At 49.9% G+C, this 14,076-nt stretch carries 11 protein-coding genes and 1 rRNA gene; 5 read left to right on the top strand and 7 right to left on the bottom strand.

The genetic code is table 11. The features are described 5' to 3' along the window. A 5S ribosomal RNA gene (rrf, locus tag ACFFJP_RS19750) occupies positions 1-102 on the top strand; the annotation flags it as partial. Positions 103-671: 569 nt separating this feature from the next. Continuing rightward, positions 672-1,307 carry a LasA N-terminal domain-containing protein gene (locus ACFFJP_RS19745; protein WP_377248458.1) on the top strand — a complete coding sequence of 212 codons (636 nt, stop codon included), beginning with the start codon at positions 672-674 and terminating at the stop codon, positions 1,305-1,307. 251 nt (positions 1,308-1,558) lie between these two features. Here ACFFJP_RS19745 and ACFFJP_RS19740 read toward each other — a convergent pair whose 3' ends face one another. Then, positions 1,559-1,750 carry a hypothetical protein gene (locus tag ACFFJP_RS19740; RefSeq protein WP_377248455.1) on the bottom strand — a complete coding sequence of 64 codons (192 nt, stop codon included), beginning with the start codon at positions 1,748-1,750 and terminating at the stop codon, positions 1,559-1,561. A gap of 205 nt (positions 1,751-1,955) precedes the next feature. Next, a complete protein-coding gene (locus ACFFJP_RS19735) occupies positions 1,956-2,576 on the bottom strand; it encodes a DUF2726 domain-containing protein (RefSeq protein ID WP_377248452.1) in 621 nt (206 codons plus the stop codon). Between the two features lie 250 nt (positions 2,577-2,826). Here ACFFJP_RS19735 and aceB point away from each other — a divergent pair, with 250 nt between their 5' ends. Further along, positions 2,827-4,419, top strand: coding sequence for a malate synthase A (gene aceB / locus ACFFJP_RS19730; protein ID WP_377248449.1), 1,593 nt, complete (start codon positions 2,827-2,829; stop codon positions 4,417-4,419). A gap of 98 nt (positions 4,420-4,517) precedes the next feature. Here aceB and ACFFJP_RS19725 read toward each other — a convergent pair whose 3' ends face one another. Continuing rightward, the gene (locus tag ACFFJP_RS19725) at positions 4,518-5,456 is read right to left on the bottom strand and encodes a LysR family transcriptional regulator (protein ID WP_377248446.1); all 939 of its coding nucleotides are present in this window, start codon (positions 5,454-5,456) and stop codon (positions 4,518-4,520) included. Positions 5,457-5,660: 204 nt separating this feature from the next. On the opposite strand from ACFFJP_RS19725, the gene ACFFJP_RS19720 reads away from it, so the two are divergent. Beyond that, positions 5,661-7,256, top strand: a complete 1,596-nt coding sequence (locus tag ACFFJP_RS19720; RefSeq protein WP_377248443.1) for an isocitrate lyase — start codon at positions 5,661-5,663, stop codon at positions 7,254-7,256. A 264-nt stretch (positions 7,257-7,520) separates the two neighbouring features. On the opposite strand, the gene ACFFJP_RS19715 is transcribed toward ACFFJP_RS19720, so the two are convergent. Continuing rightward, positions 7,521-7,754, bottom strand: a complete 234-nt coding sequence (locus tag ACFFJP_RS19715; RefSeq protein WP_377248440.1) for a hypothetical protein — start codon at positions 7,752-7,754, stop codon at positions 7,521-7,523. A 131-nt stretch (positions 7,755-7,885) separates the two neighbouring features. After that, the gene (locus tag ACFFJP_RS19710; protein WP_377248437.1) at positions 7,886-8,770 is read right to left on the bottom strand and encodes an LOG family protein; all 885 of its coding nucleotides are present in this window, start codon (positions 8,768-8,770) and stop codon (positions 7,886-7,888) included. Positions 8,771-8,898: 128 nt separating this feature from the next. On the opposite strand from ACFFJP_RS19710, the gene ACFFJP_RS19705 reads away from it, so the two are divergent. Next, positions 8,899-10,305: an MBL fold metallo-hydrolase RNA specificity domain-containing protein gene (locus ACFFJP_RS19705; protein ID WP_377248434.1), complete on the top strand. Its 1,407-nt coding sequence runs from the start codon at positions 8,899-8,901 to the stop codon at positions 10,303-10,305. A gap of 41 nt (positions 10,306-10,346) precedes the next feature. Here ACFFJP_RS19705 and ACFFJP_RS19700 read toward each other — a convergent pair whose 3' ends face one another. Together ACFFJP_RS19700 and ACFFJP_RS19695 are read right to left on the bottom strand one after the other, a co-directional pair. After that, the gene (locus ACFFJP_RS19700) at positions 10,347-11,507 is read right to left on the bottom strand and encodes a chorismate mutase (protein WP_377248431.1); all 1,161 of its coding nucleotides are present in this window, start codon (positions 11,505-11,507) and stop codon (positions 10,347-10,349) included. Between the two features lie 167 nt (positions 11,508-11,674). After that, the gene (locus tag ACFFJP_RS19695; RefSeq protein WP_377248428.1) at positions 11,675-14,029 is read right to left on the bottom strand and encodes a penicillin acylase family protein; all 2,355 of its coding nucleotides are present in this window, start codon (positions 14,027-14,029) and stop codon (positions 11,675-11,677) included. Positions 14,030-14,076 lie beyond the last annotated feature (47 nt).

The following is a 14,076-nucleotide window of genomic DNA, read 5'->3' as shown; positions in this document are numbered from 1 at the left end:
GCGCTGTGGAACCACCTGAATCCATTCCGAACTCAGAAGTGAAACGCAGCTGCGACGATGGTAGTGTGGCAGTTGCCATGCGAGAGTAGTACACCGCCAGGCTCCCAATACACAAAACCCCGCTCAGAGAGCGGGGTTTTTGTATTTAGAACCTAGCGGTTTACTGCGCGTAGAGTAGTACAGCGAAATCGGGATTTAAGAACGCAACCAATGTTGCGTTCTTCTGGCTGTCACACAGCGGCTGAGCACACCCGAAGCACCGCGAGGGTGCAGACTCCCACGAAGCCGCGGTGGTGAATTGCAGGAAACCAACTGTTTTGCTCTGCTGGCTTTCACACAGCGATTGAACGCTCTGAGCTTCTGAGGCTCCGAATTAGGCGAAAGCAGTTAACAAATTTAGGCTCTATGGGCCTAGGAGTTGAAAATGGACCACTAGACAGAATGAAATTGAAGAAGAGGACAGAGGATATTTTGTTAAATTGACTAAACAAATCGACAAGATTGATATTTTTGTTTCCAAATTAGTATTTGCTATACAACAGTGCGGCCCTGTTCAAGGGAAAATAATGATCTTTAAATGATAAAAATATGATAACAAGAAAATTGTATTACGCCATTCGCCTCCATGTTCTAAATTTCCGGAGCTAATTCTAACCACTGAGGAAATTATCATGAAATGGACGTTTCGGTACGCAATTTGTCTAATTTTAGTTACTACTTTTACTGTGCTCAGCGATGAGAATCGTTTTAATGATGCCTTTTTATATCGATGTGAAAATCCTGAACAACCTAGCTCAGCGTCTTTTTTGAAGCACTTCTCACCTCATATGCTTGAGTACGCAGTGGACATCGATTTTGTAGTGAAGCAGACCGGCGTATGCACATCGCTACTAATTGCACTAATTGAGCAACAATCAGGGTTGATTCGCCAGCAGACCAAGTTACGTAAACCTTGGGTAAAACCATTTGGCGAGTTGTCAGAAAAGTTTGGTTTTATTGCACAATTGGTTGATGTAGCCAAAAAATTACGTGAATTAAAGAATCGTTCTTATTCCGGCTACCTGCCTGCACACGAAAAAATGGCGTATTTGTTTAATGTCGAGCTACCAAAAGGTACACCAAAACGCTTACTTCAGGATGACAAACGTTTTGATTTCCAGATCCTTTACCGCGATATGTTTATGGTTGAATACAGGCCGATGACATATCTACACAGTAGTGATTTCGGTCTTCAGCAGGACCTTTTACTTCGGGGGTGGCAGTTTCGTCAGAACTTGGTCAGATCCTTATTCGCAATTGCCAGATAATTAATGCTTACCGACGCATAGTAAACTTAGAGTTGTCAGAGCAAGTGTAGAAGAGCTTTACTGGTATCGGTGATATTGGATGATTATCGCCGCCGCTGTAGCAGGCATTTTAAATGCAGTCCAGAATGAGCGGACTCTGTATCTTGTAAGAGTTAACATCGACGTGACTAATTATATTCTCACAGGCAACAAAGATTATGAACAGATACTGCTAAATAAAAAGCGGATCTGCTTACACAGATCCGCTGTTATCAAACCATTACATCGATATTTTTGCCCAGATTACCAACCGGAGATACGGTGGCCGTTGGCGCTGCGACTGTTGCGCTTTGTAGCAATTGCATTGTCATCTGAGCTTCTTGTTTCTGCTGAGTTTTTGCTAATGCTGCACCCAACATTTCGTAGCTTTGACTTACAGCCAGGCTACCGATGCTTTCAGTCATAGTTCCTCCCATGCCGTTACATCTTAAGCGTTATCGGCATCAATACTACTAGCTTGAACTAAAACCATGAACATTTACAAATAACTTCAGATAAGGCAAAAACAACTATAAAAAAGCCCCGTTTGTTGCAGCAAACGGGGCCGGGGGCTTTTCGCTAGGAGTGACTTATGATATTTCCAAAGCGTCAAGGTTCTGTTGGTATTGGTCAGCCTATCTGGACCAATGCCGTGGTATTCGGTTTTAACGTCTGTGTAGGCAGTGCCGGTGTCAGAGGTCTGACTGGGCGGGTCGGCCCTTTTTTCACTGTGCCTTTGACGACAGGGGGAGCTGCCATCGGTATATTTCCGAGCTTCGCAGCGAGCCCTTGTTGTATATCGGCCACTGTGTAGCCAGCTTTAATTTTCATGCGGATATAAGGAATGCCACTCGCTTCGAGCGCACCGCTGACAAACCAGTCTGGTACGGCTTTGTGCCCGTCTTTGTTCGCATTGTTGACCAGATCAATCACTGCGACAATCGACATATCGTCGGTATTGCACAACACATAGTCTAAGTATTTGGCATTGAGTTTGAGTGCAGCTGCGCGCCGGGTTTTGTTGTCTGCGTTGTCTTTTAACTCAAGGATATCAGCCAGCTTTACCCGATTAATAATTTTGTACTGGCCGCCAACTGCGCGTTCTAACAAGTGCAAAAATGAACGCTCGATATGTGTAAATAACTGCGTCTTCTTATGAAATGGAAATGGATTTCCATGATGAATAAACCGGTTTACAACTAACGCAGCTAACACAGCCAGCGCTACCAGCAACAAAATGATCAGTTCCATAGTCACCTCAGACAAAATTTTGACGTTCAGCAGAAACGGCGAAGTACCGTGCTGATGTGAAGCAGAAGTCATGCCAGAAAGTGAGCTATGCAATGCGTTGTATCATAATATTTAGTGATGCCAGCCATTGTTAGCATTAATGGCTGTGATGCGTTAAATCGGCCTATAGTGCAGCAACAACAGTTTGCCCGTTCTATCGGATATAAGTGCGCCATTGCGCTCGGGTAAGCCAACTCCAGAGGAAACATCGATGACCATTTGCGCCGGATTGACCATTAAAGGTCCGCTTAATGCGGAATATCAGCAAATTCTGACAGAAGCCGCTTGTAGCTTTGTGACTGATCTGGTTCGGGAGTTCAGACCTGAACTGCTGCAGCTGCTGGCGCGACGTCAGCAAGTGCAGGCAGGCTATGATAAAGGCGGTTTGCCAGACTTTCTGCCTGAAACGGCTCATATACGACAAAGCGACTGGCAAGTAGCAACGATCCCAGCAGATTTGCAGGATCGCCGTACTGAGATCACTGGCCCGGTCGACCGTAAAATGATCATCAATGCATTAAATGCCGATGTAAAAGTTTTTATGGCGGACTTTGAAGATTCGCAGGCTCCGAGTTGGAATGGCGTTATCGAAGGGCAGATTAACCTGCGTGATGCCAATTTGGGGACTATTCATTACAGCGATCCGCAGTCCGGGAAGCAATATGCGCTGCGTGACAATCCTGCGTTGTTGATTGCAAGGGTACGTGGCTTGCACCTATGGGAGCGTCATCTTCAGGTTGATGGCGCCCAGGTGCCAGGTTCATTGGTTGATTTCGCCCTGTATTTTTTCCACAACTATCAGGTTCGGAAACAAAAAGGGACGGGAGTCTATTATTACCTGCCAAAACTGCAAAGCCATAAAGAAGCAGCTTGGTGGGATAAGGTGTTCCGGTTTACTGAAGCTCGTTTCCAGCAGCCAGTTGGCTTTATCCGTGCCACAGTGCTGATTGAGACTTTGCCAGCCGTGTTTGAAATGGATGAAATTTTATATAGTCTGAAAGATCATATAGTGGCACTGAACTGCGGGCGTTGGGATTATATCTTTAGCTATATCAAGACCTTAAAAAATCATCCTGACCGAGTTCTGCCAGATCGGCAAGTAGTTACTATGAATCAGCCGTTTTTAAGTGCTTACTCAAGACTGCTCATTAAAACCTGTCATCAACGTGGCGCGCTGGCGATGGGCGGGATGGCAGCATTTATCCCTGCTAAAGATCCGGCTGCTAATGCGGCAATTTTGCAAAAAGTGACGGCGGATAAGTCACTAGAGGCTAATAATGGCCATGATGGCACCTGGGTGGCACATCCGGGCCTGGCGGCCACCGCCAATGCAGTATTCGATGCCAAGCTGGGTGATAAGCCGAATCAGTTACATGTCCTCCGTGAGCAGGATGCACCGATCACTGCGGCCGATTTGCTGCAACCCAGCGAAGGGGAGCGAACTGAAGCCGGAATGCGGACTAATATTCGGGTGGCGCTGCAATATATTGCCGCCTGGATCAGCGGCAAAGGCTGCGTTCCCATCTACGGTTTGATGGAAGATGCTGCGACTGCTGAAATTTCCAGAACCTCAATCTGGCAATGGATTAAACATGGTAAGTCATTGTCAAACGGCCAATTAATTACTAAAGATTTGTTCAGTACCATGCTAAACGAAGAGAGTGTAGTGGTAAGGGCTGAAGTTGGGGAAGAGCTGTGGCAACAACAATCCTTTGACAAAGCCGCGGCTTTATTGCTAAGTATCACCACAGCTGATGAGTTGGTGGACTTCCTAACCCTGCCAGCGTATGAGCTTTTAGTGTAACCCGAAGCAAAGAGGGGCATCCCAACCGCCCCTCTTTTTTATCTATGAAATGACTTAAACACAGAAATCCGCTACACAAAGCTATATGTATTGATGTTCTAGCTCAATTCGTCCGCAATTTCGACGATGAGCCGCCGCAACCAGATATGGCTGGCATCCTGATGCAACAACGGGCTCCAAATCATCTTCAGTTCAATCGATGGAATAGGGAATGGCGGATCCAGTACCTGCATGCTCGTATCGTTCCGGTACAACATCGCTGCGCGGTAAGGCAAGGTCGCAATTAAATCAGTCTCAACAGCAAGGTGCATAGCAACATGATAGTTGCGGGTAAATACGCTGATATTGCGCTGTTTACCAAATTTCGCCAACGCTTCATCCACCCAACCAAGCTTCTGCACATCCGCCGGATCCATCCCCACCCCGACACCAAAACCAGTTTTACTGACCCAGATATGCTGTCCTTTCAAATAGGTATCTAAATTGAAGTTCTGCAAAATCGGGTTTTGTTTGTGCACTAGGCAAGCGAAGGCATCTTTCCAGATAGTTTTTTGGTGGAACGACTGCGGTAGTTGATCAAAACGGTTAATTGCCATATCGACTTTACCGTTTTCCACATCATGAAAGGTTACATCGGACGGAGTCATGATATCCAGAGAGGTGCCTGGCGCTTGTGCCCGCAAACGTTTCAGCAGGGCCGGGATCAGTGTCGAAGCCGCATAATCACTAGCCATAATGCGAAATACCCGATGGCTGTGGGTAGGTTCAAACTCTTTATTTGGCTGCAGTGTTTCTTCCAACGTCAACAGAACACCACGAACCACAGGCGCAAGTTCCTTGGCGCGTTCGGTTGGTACCATTCCTTCGGAAGTGCGCACTAATATTGGGTCGTTGAGCAGGTCGCGCAGGCGTTTTAAACCGTTGCTCATTGCAGGCTGGGTAATATTTAACTGATTGGCGGCCCGGGTGACATTTTTCTCCCTAAGCAACATATCCAGGTAGACCAGCAGGTTTAAGTCGATTTTGCTGATATTCATCAAATCCCCCGAGAAATGGCCGTATTGACGGCAGATACTGTCGTTTGCATATTCATATAATGAATGATGGGCATCAGAAAAATCAACTGGATGAATCGGTTTATTGAAACCTATAGTGAAATGCAACAGCGCAAGGCACAAACAAGTCTTGCAGAGCTGCTAAAGGAACAAACCCAATAGCCAGAACCCGATGAGGATGCAGTGATGTCAGCCTACTTACAGAAAGTCCAGCAACTGGAACAAAGTGTCAAAGCCAATGGCAGTGCGTGGAATGCAATCAGCGCTGAATATGCGACACGGATGCAACTGCAGAACAGATTTAACAGCGGTCTGGATATCGCTCAGTACACCGCAGATATCATGCGCCATGACATGGCCGAATATGATGCAGACAGCGCAAGCTACACCCAATCACTGGGTTGCTGGCATGGCTTTATCGGTCAGCAGAAACTGATTGCTATCAAGAAACATTTTGGCAGCACGAAAAAACGCTATCTGTACCTGTCGGGCTGGATGATTGCCGCGCTGCGTTCTGAGTTTGGGCCACAGCCTGATCAGTCGATGCATGAAAAAACTGCGGTACCGGCCTTGATTGAAGAACTCTATACATTTTTAAAACAAGCGGATGCCCGAGAGTTAGGTGGTTTGTTTCGCGAACTGGATGCTGCCCGTGCCGCAGACCAGCAAAGCAAAGTAGCGGAGATCCTGGCGAAGATCGACAATTTTGAAACTCATGTTGTACCCATCATCGCAGACATCGACGCCGGTTTTGGTAATGCTGAGGCGACTTACTTGCTGGCGAAGAAAATGATCGAAGCCGGCGCCTGCGCGATACAGATTGAAAACCAGGTGTCTGATGAAAAACAATGCGGTCACCAGGACGGTAAAGTCACAGTGCCGCACGCTGATTTCCTCGCGAAGATTAACGCCGTTCGGTACGCCTTCCTCGAACTGGGTATCGAAAACGGCATTATCGTGGCACGCACGGATTCATTGGGAGCCGGTTTGACCAAACAAATCGCCGTGACCAACGAGCCGGGTGACCTGGGCGATTTATACAACAGCTTTTTGGATGGCGAATACATCCAGAGCGCAGACGACATTCAAAATGGTGATGTAGTCGTCAAAGCCAATGGCAAACTGCTGAAGCCAAAACGGCTGGCCAGTGGCCTGTTCCAGTTCAAAGCTGGTTCTGGCGTTGATCGAGTGGTACTGGACTGTATTACGTCGCTGCAGCATGGCGCAGACTTGTTGTGGATTGAAACGGAAAAACCACACGTTGGCCAAATCGCCGAGATGGTCGACCGGATCCGGGCTGTCGTGCCAAATGCCAAGCTGGTTTATAACAACAGTCCGTCGTTTAACTGGACGCTGAATTTCCGTCAGCAGGTATTTGATGCCTGGTCGGCGGAGGGCAAAGATGTTTCTGCCTATGACCGTGCTAAGTTGATGAGTATGGATTACGACGCAACTACGCTGGCTCAGGAAGCCGATGAGCGGATCAGAACTTTCCAGGCGGACGGCGCCAAACGTGCTGGTATCTTCCATCACTTGATCACGCTGCCGACTTATCACACCGCAGCCTTGTCGACCGACAATCTCGCCAAAGAGTACTTCGGTGCAGCCGGGATGCTGGGGTATGTCAAAGGCGTTCAACGTCAGGAGATCCGTCAGGGTATCGCCTGCGTAAAACACCAGAATATGTCAGGGTCAGATATTGGCGATGACCACAAAGAGTACTTTGCCGGTGAAGCTGCGTTAAAGGCAGCTGGTAAAGATAACACCATGAATCAGTTCTGAGGGGCACTGATTCATGACCAGCCGGCAACTGTAGACAGGTTGCCGGACATTGCTGAAACGAGTTTTACGTGGTCGGGTGAATCGACTGTTGGCAGCCAAAGATTGGCTGCCTTTTTTATGTACAGGAAGTACGGTACACCGAAAATGCATGAGCAATTTTCGGTGATTCGCGTCGTCCATAGCGCTCAACTGTCAAGCCAACGCTTTGCGTTGTTAAAGATTGCTTCGGGCAATTTTTATGTCCAGAGCGGGGCGGTGTCCTGCTCAGGCGCTGAACTCAGCTTGCGGCTGTAGATTCAACAACAACTGACTGAGACGCACTTTGTGGTAAGGCAGATGACGTTCAACTTTGCCGGTTTTCACCAACACCAGCGAGTGTTCCTGAAATTCGACTGAAGCCCGCGCTGTGCGGATTTGATTGCCGTGCCGGCTAAAAGGGACCTGCGCCAGCGCCAGGCGTTCACACAATAACAGCTTTAACATCCGTTTATCATACATCTGTACGTCTCCGCTCCACTGCAAACTACGGTCAGGTGATGTCCTGATGCAGCGCAGTCTATCGGCCAGAGATGACAGAAAATTGAATGCCGCCGTGTTAAGTGCTTAAAATATGGTCAGTTAGTATTCTTTCAAGCGGGGGGCAGCTGATAGTTATCACAAATGACCTGCCAAGCCGCTTCAGCCGTGTCGACAAAACGGATCAATGCCAAGTCTTGCGGACTAATCAGGCCTTCTTCAACCAGCAAGTCAAAGTTAATCAGTCTCCGCCAGAACTGTTCGTCAAACAGTACCACCGGTACTTGGCTGGCTTTGCCGGTTTGCAGCAATGTCAGTGTCTCAAACAACTCATCGAGGGTGCCAAAGCCACCCGGAAAGGCGACTAGAGCGCGAGCGCGTTGCAGAAAGTGCATTTTCCGGATCGCAAAATAGTGAAACTGAAAACAGAATTCCGGCGTGATATATGGGTTTGGTCTTTGCTCGTGGGGCAAGACGATGTTCAGGCCAATACTTTTGCCACCAGCCTGATAAGCGCCGCGATTGGCTGCTTCCATCACGCCGGGACCGCCACCGCTGATAATCATCAATGCCGATTTCGGACATTGCTGGCTATGCCGTGTCACTAACTCAGCAAATCGCTGTGCTTCAACATAATAACGGCTATTGCGGACTTGTCGTTTGGCTTGCTGCACCAGCTGTTCGTTGTTGCTGTCGTCAGGTGCCAGAGTGCATTGTTGCTGCGCCGCAGCCAGCTGCAAAGCCGCTTGTTCTGGCGACAGAAAGCGGGCACTGCCGAATACCACGACAGTTGCCTTGACTTTATGTTGCTCCAGCACCAACTGTGGTTTCAGATACTCCAGCTGCAACCGAACTGGCCGTAGTTCGTCCTGCATCAGGAATTCGCTGTCGGCAAATGACAGCCGGTAAGACGGATGATCCTGTAGTTCCAAAGCTTGCGTCAGGGCTTCACTCGCCGAACCGAGGTGGCGTTCATCCAATGGATTCTTTGTTTTCATAAGAAATTCCTGTCTGTTTGCCCATTCCGGCCCGAATGAAGTGTCACAAATCAATTGTTTGATCTAGCCTAACATGTCCTGCCCGTTTTTGGTGTAAGTTCAAAACGTCAATCCAGAAGGAAGCTGTCATGCCACTCGATGCCCGATTAACGTTTTTAGGTGCTGCCCGCCAAGTCACCGGTTCTTGTTATCTATTGCAATGGAACGGTAAAAATGTGCTGCTCGATTGTGGCATGGTACAGGGTGGTGATCAGGTCACAGATTTACAAAAGTTTCGTTTTCAGTTCAGACCCAAAGACATTGATGCGGTGGTTTTGTCGCATGCACATATTGATCATAGCGGTTTGCTTACCCTGTTAGTGGCCCGTGGTTTTCAGGGCAAAATTTTCTGTAGCGAGGGGACCGCTGGCCTTCTGCCTATTTTATTAAAAGATGCCTTTCAGCTGTATAGCAAAGATCTGGAATGGCAAAACAAACAAAGGGCTCGTCAGGGTAAACCTGCACAGGAACCGCTGATGAGCCTCAAAGACGTTATCGCTGTAACGGAATGTCTGGAACCTTTGCCTTATCAGCAGGATATTGATGTGCTGGAAGGTCTGACGTTACGACTGCACGATGCTGGTCATATTCTGGGGTCGGCCATCGTCGAACTCTGGATCAAAGGCCACAAAGCGATGCGCCATCTGGTGTTTTCCGGCGACCTCGGCAATCCCGCGACCGTACTGATGCATGATCCAGCTCAGATCGACAGCGCGGATGTAGTGCTGATGGAGAGCACCTACGGCGACCGCGATCATCAATGTCTCGATAACACACTGGAAGAATTTGCCGCAGCGCTTGATGCTGCTTACAAAGGCGGTGGCAATGTGTTTATCCCGGCCTTTGCGCTTGGACGCTCACAGGAAATTTTGTATTACCTGGGTTTGTTGTATCACCAGGGGCGGCTGCAACAACGCATGGTGGTGCTCGACAGCCCGATGGCGATAGAAATCACCCAGATCTACGACAAGCTGATCAAAGAGTTTGATCACAAAGATACCCAGCTGTTTGCCCGCTATGGTGCAAAAGATCTGAAATCCTTTTTGCCGATCCTGCATTTGACCAAAGATGTGGAAGAGTCCATGGCGCTGAACCGGATCAATCAGGGCGCCATTATTATTGCCGGCAGTGGCATGTGTAACGGTGGACGAATTTTGCACCACTTTAAGCACAATTTATGGAATAACGTGAATCACCTGATTTTTGTCGGATTTCAGGCGAAAGGCACGCTGGGACGACGGTTGATTGACGGTGAAACCCGCGTGAAGATTCTGGGGCAACCAATAGTGGTGCGGGCGGCGATCCATACCATTGGCGGCTTCTCGGCCCATGCCGGACAAAGTCAGTTACTCGCCTGGGCACAACACATTGGTGGTCAGCCGCAGTTTTATCTGGTGCATGGTGAACCACAGGCGCAAGATGCGTTGGCGGCAAAAATGCGGGAGATAGGGATCAAGACTGAAATTGCGCAGATGGCGCAACAGATCCTGCTGTAGAGCTGCACGACCGGCCCGGACAGGCCGGTCGCTCACTATTTTCAGGCGCTGGTCACGACCGTTGGCGCAACGTCCTCGCTTGGATAACAGCCCAATACTTTGACAAAGCGCGTGATGCGATTCAGTTCATCGAGTGCCCGTTTCATCGCGTAGTCATCCAGATTGGCAAAGACGTCGACATAAAACATCTCTTCCCACGGGTTGCCCGGAATCGGCCGCGATTCCAGTTTGCCCATACTGATGCCATGTTGTTTCAGCACGGTCAGCGCGTCAACTAACGCGCCTGGCTGCTGACCGGTATACATGATAAAGGTCGTTTTAGCCGGGATGGCTTTTGCCACATTGATAGGCTTACGCGCCACGACGATAAAGCGGCTGACGTTGTCCTTCTGATTGGCCAAATCCCGACCTAAAACTTCGAGGCCATAAAGTTTGCCGCCTTCTTCGCCGCCGATGGCAACCACGGACAGATCCTGCGCCTGGCGCACGCGATTAAAGGCGTCGCTGGACGCGTCGCAATATTCAATTTTGATACTGCTCAGTGTTTGCAAATACTGGCTGCACTGGGCAATAACCTGTGGATGGGCGCAGATCTGTTTGATTTTACTCAAATCAGTACCCGGCAGACCCAGCAGGCAATGTTTAATCGGATGGGTCAGCTCGCCGACAATCGACAACCGGGTATGCTGCAGCAAGTCAAACACTTCATTGATACTGCCGCTTGAAGTGTTTTCAATCGGCAACACGGCGTAATCTGCATGGCCAGTTTCGACCGCCTGCACGATTTCGTTGAAGCTGTCGCAGCCAATTTCAATCAGTTTTTCTGCGCGGCGGGTGAAGTACTTTTGGGTGGCCCAATAGCTGTAAGAGCCCTGACGCCCCAGAAACGCAACGCGGCACACCGGGCCGTTTTCGCCATTAAGTTGGCCCTGCACTTTGGCTTGTTGCTGCAACACGGAATCTTCAATAATCACGTGATACAAGCGGGTGACGTATTGTGCGTCGAGACCTAAGTCTTTGCCTTTACCAATCAACGATAACAGCAGCTCTTCTTCGCGTTTTTGGTCGCGGATCGGTTTGTTTTGCGCCAGTTTGGCTTCCGCCACGGCTAACGCTAATGCACGGCGTTTCGCCAGTAATCCCAGCAGTTGCTGGTCGGTGTCACTGATGTCGTGACGGATCTGATCTAGTTCGATTGCCATTTTTCCTATCCCCTGAAACGAAAAAACCTCCCGGTTTGGGAGGTTTTAAACTGGTTTGACACACGCGCAGCCAGTTACCTCCCGGTTTGGGTGGTAAAGCTAAAAAAGAAGCGGGTGGTCAGAATTTTTTGCATAGTCGATACCTTATTCCGTCTGGATGGCTAAAGTCAACGCTGTGGCAGCAATTGCAGTGAATATTTTTCCGCCTGTGGCAAAAAGCCCAACGGCTTTTCACCGAGCCAATAGATATGGTCAGCGGCGTAAAATTCTGACAGTGGGTGACCAGACTGACCCGCCGGGATCACCAGAATGCCGTCAGCTTCGTGGCCTGGTGACACCACCATGCGTTCACTCTGACCGTGTACTTTTAGCTGAACCCTTGGCATATGACGATCGCCGGCTAGTGGATCGGCCGGCATATTCAGCCAGCGCCCGAGAAATGGCAGTGCTTTGGTCAGTGGATGCTGAATTTCGGCACTATTGAGTGTTCCCCAGCGTGCTTTGCTGAGATCGCCCTCGGTTTGTGTTTTTAACAGTGCGACTGAATCCAGCACCGCTTGTTGTAACAATGCATCCCAGCTTTGGAAGCTGCCCGGCAAAGTGTCATCACGTCTGGCCTGCAGCATGGCCCAGGCCGGCGTTTCCGGCACCATTTTTAAATCGCGCAAACGCAGTTGCTGTGCTTCCAGATGACCGGCCAGTGGGGCAAACATCAGCTCCAGCGTTTTATCGCGAAAGGCGCGCAGTAGACTGTAGCCAATGGCATCACGGCTGGCGGCTTGACTGTCCGTTTCAATCCATTGACGGTACTGGCTCAGTTGTTGCGCTGCAACGAACTCTGGGCTTAATACCTCAAGTAACAGCTGCTGCCAGCGTTTGAGGAATAAAGCTTCATGGTCGAGCTGGATGTCGTGCAGGGATTTTTCGTCGTGCTGCGGCTGTGCATACAAACGGTCGCGGATTTGTTTGCCACGCGCGCCGAGGTCATAACCACCGTCTCCCAATAACGCCAAAGCATCGCCGCCGACAGAGCGGGCGTTGGCGGTCCAGAGCCGGCCGTCTTTTGGCGCATAGATTTGTGGATAGTCTTTTGCTGTCAAATAACCCGACCAGTAGTTTTTGCCTTCACTCCAATTCTGTGGCGTGTCCCAGTCCTGTAGTTGACGGGCGGGGATGGCGCCGATAATGGTCCAGCCAATCTGGCCTTTGGCATCCGCCACCAGCAGGTTTTGCGCAGGAATACCGATAGAAGGCGCCAGCGCCAGCGCATCAGTAGTGCTTTTCGCCTGCTCCAGCGCCAGCAGATTCAGGTTCAGACTTTCGCGGTCATAGCCCACCCAGCGCAAGGCAAATTTGTCAAAAGGTGCCGCCATTACTGGTCCCCACTGAGTTTCTTTGACCAATAGCACCACGTCGGCTTCGCCTTTGACTTTAATTACTTCGTTGTTGTAGCTGAATTCCTGTAAACCGGCCGGCGTCTGATATTTTTGGCCGCTGTCATCCATCTCTAAGGCAATGACATCGTGCCAGTCTGCGGTACTGTTGGTAAAACCCCAGGCAATATGACCATTACTGCCGGCGACGACGGCCGGCGTGCCAGGCAGCGTGACCCCGGCAATGCTGTGTTGGGTGTCGCCCTCAGTCCAACTCATTTGAGCCTTGTACCAGGTACCCGGTACCCGAATGCCTAAGTGCATGTCATCGGCGAGAATGGCGCGGCCATCTTTGCTGGCACTGGCCGCGACGGCAAAGTTATTCGAACCGATGTCGCGACTGTCGGTCAGACCACAGTCCTGGCAGGCCTGCGCGGGAATGGCTTTTAACAGGGCGGGTAACGGGCTTTGCGGCAGTGGCAGCGCTTTGGCTTCTGAGCCATCGATGGCGGCTTGCCAGTCACTGCTGTGCTGAGTTAAAAACTGATACCACTCCAGTGGCACTGCAGCTTTTAGCGCCCCCTGTGCCAGTTCGTCTTTCCCCAATGCACCCTGCAAATCCAGGAACATACTGTAAATCACAAGCAGTGAATCTGCCGGTTGCCAGGGGCGTGGTTGCTGAGTCAACAGCAGATATTCAAAAGGTGGCAGTCCTAATTGCTGCAAGCCAGCGTTGACGCCGGCGGCATAGCGCTCAAGCACATCGCGCTGAACTTTCGGCAAGCTGGTGACAATGCTGTTGGCCCGATCACGGAAACGATGCATCCGTTGTTTCTTGTCAAAATCAAGCGCTGCGGTCCCAAACAACTCGGCTAGTTCCCCAGCCGAGTTCCGTCGCAGTAAGTCCATCTGAAAATAACGCTCCTGTGCGTGCGCAAAGCCAAGCGCAAAAGCGGCATCGCCCCGGCTCTGCGCCCGGATACTCAGATATCCTTGCGCATCCCGACCAGAAACGACCTGTTGCTCTACCGCTGCGGTCAGTTGCCCTTGATATACCGGCAGACTTTGGTGCACCATCCAATAGCCTGCTGCAGCGGCAATCGCGAGCAACAGCACTAACACTGCTAACATATTTTTTATAATTTTCATGCAGATGCGCTCATTTTGACTTGAAGAACTCAGATTATCACAGAAGA

The sequence above is a fragment of the Rheinheimera tilapiae genome (genome assembly GCF_042432165.1).
Taxonomy (GTDB): Bacteria; Pseudomonadota; Gammaproteobacteria; order Enterobacterales; family Alteromonadaceae; genus Pararheinheimera; species Pararheinheimera tilapiae.
Note: the sequence above shows the minus strand (reverse complement) of the source record. Positions and strands in the feature narration are given on the sequence as shown.

Excerpts from the sequence above, each read along its gene's own strand:
- ACFFJP_RS19745 (WP_377248458.1), top strand. The coding sequence starts at position 672 with ATGAAATGGACGTTTCGGTACGCAATTTGTCTAATTTTAGTTACTACT.
- ACFFJP_RS19740 (WP_377248455.1), bottom strand. The coding sequence starts at position 1,750 with ATGACTGAAAGCATCGGTAGCCTGGCTGTAAGTCAAAGCTACGAAATG.
- ACFFJP_RS19735 (WP_377248452.1), bottom strand. The coding sequence starts at position 2,576 with ATGGAACTGATCATTTTGTTGCTGGTAGCGCTGGCTGTGTTAGCTGCG.
- aceB (WP_377248449.1), top strand. The coding sequence starts at position 2,827 with ATGACCATTTGCGCCGGATTGACCATTAAAGGTCCGCTTAATGCGGAA.
- ACFFJP_RS19725 (WP_377248446.1), bottom strand. The coding sequence starts at position 5,456 with ATGAATATCAGCAAAATCGACTTAAACCTGCTGGTCTACCTGGATATG.
- ACFFJP_RS19720 (WP_377248443.1), top strand. The coding sequence starts at position 5,661 with ATGTCAGCCTACTTACAGAAAGTCCAGCAACTGGAACAAAGTGTCAAA.
- ACFFJP_RS19715 (WP_377248440.1), bottom strand. The coding sequence starts at position 7,754 with ATGTATGATAAACGGATGTTAAAGCTGTTATTGTGTGAACGCCTGGCG.
- ACFFJP_RS19710 (WP_377248437.1), bottom strand. The coding sequence starts at position 8,770 with ATGAAAACAAAGAATCCATTGGATGAACGCCACCTCGGTTCGGCGAGT.
- ACFFJP_RS19705 (WP_377248434.1), top strand. The coding sequence starts at position 8,899 with ATGCCACTCGATGCCCGATTAACGTTTTTAGGTGCTGCCCGCCAAGTC.
- ACFFJP_RS19700 (WP_377248431.1), bottom strand. The coding sequence starts at position 11,507 with ATGGCAATCGAACTAGATCAGATCCGTCACGACATCAGTGACACCGAC.
- ACFFJP_RS19695 (WP_377248428.1), bottom strand. The coding sequence starts at position 14,029 with ATGAAAATTATAAAAAATATGTTAGCAGTGTTAGTGCTGTTGCTCGCG.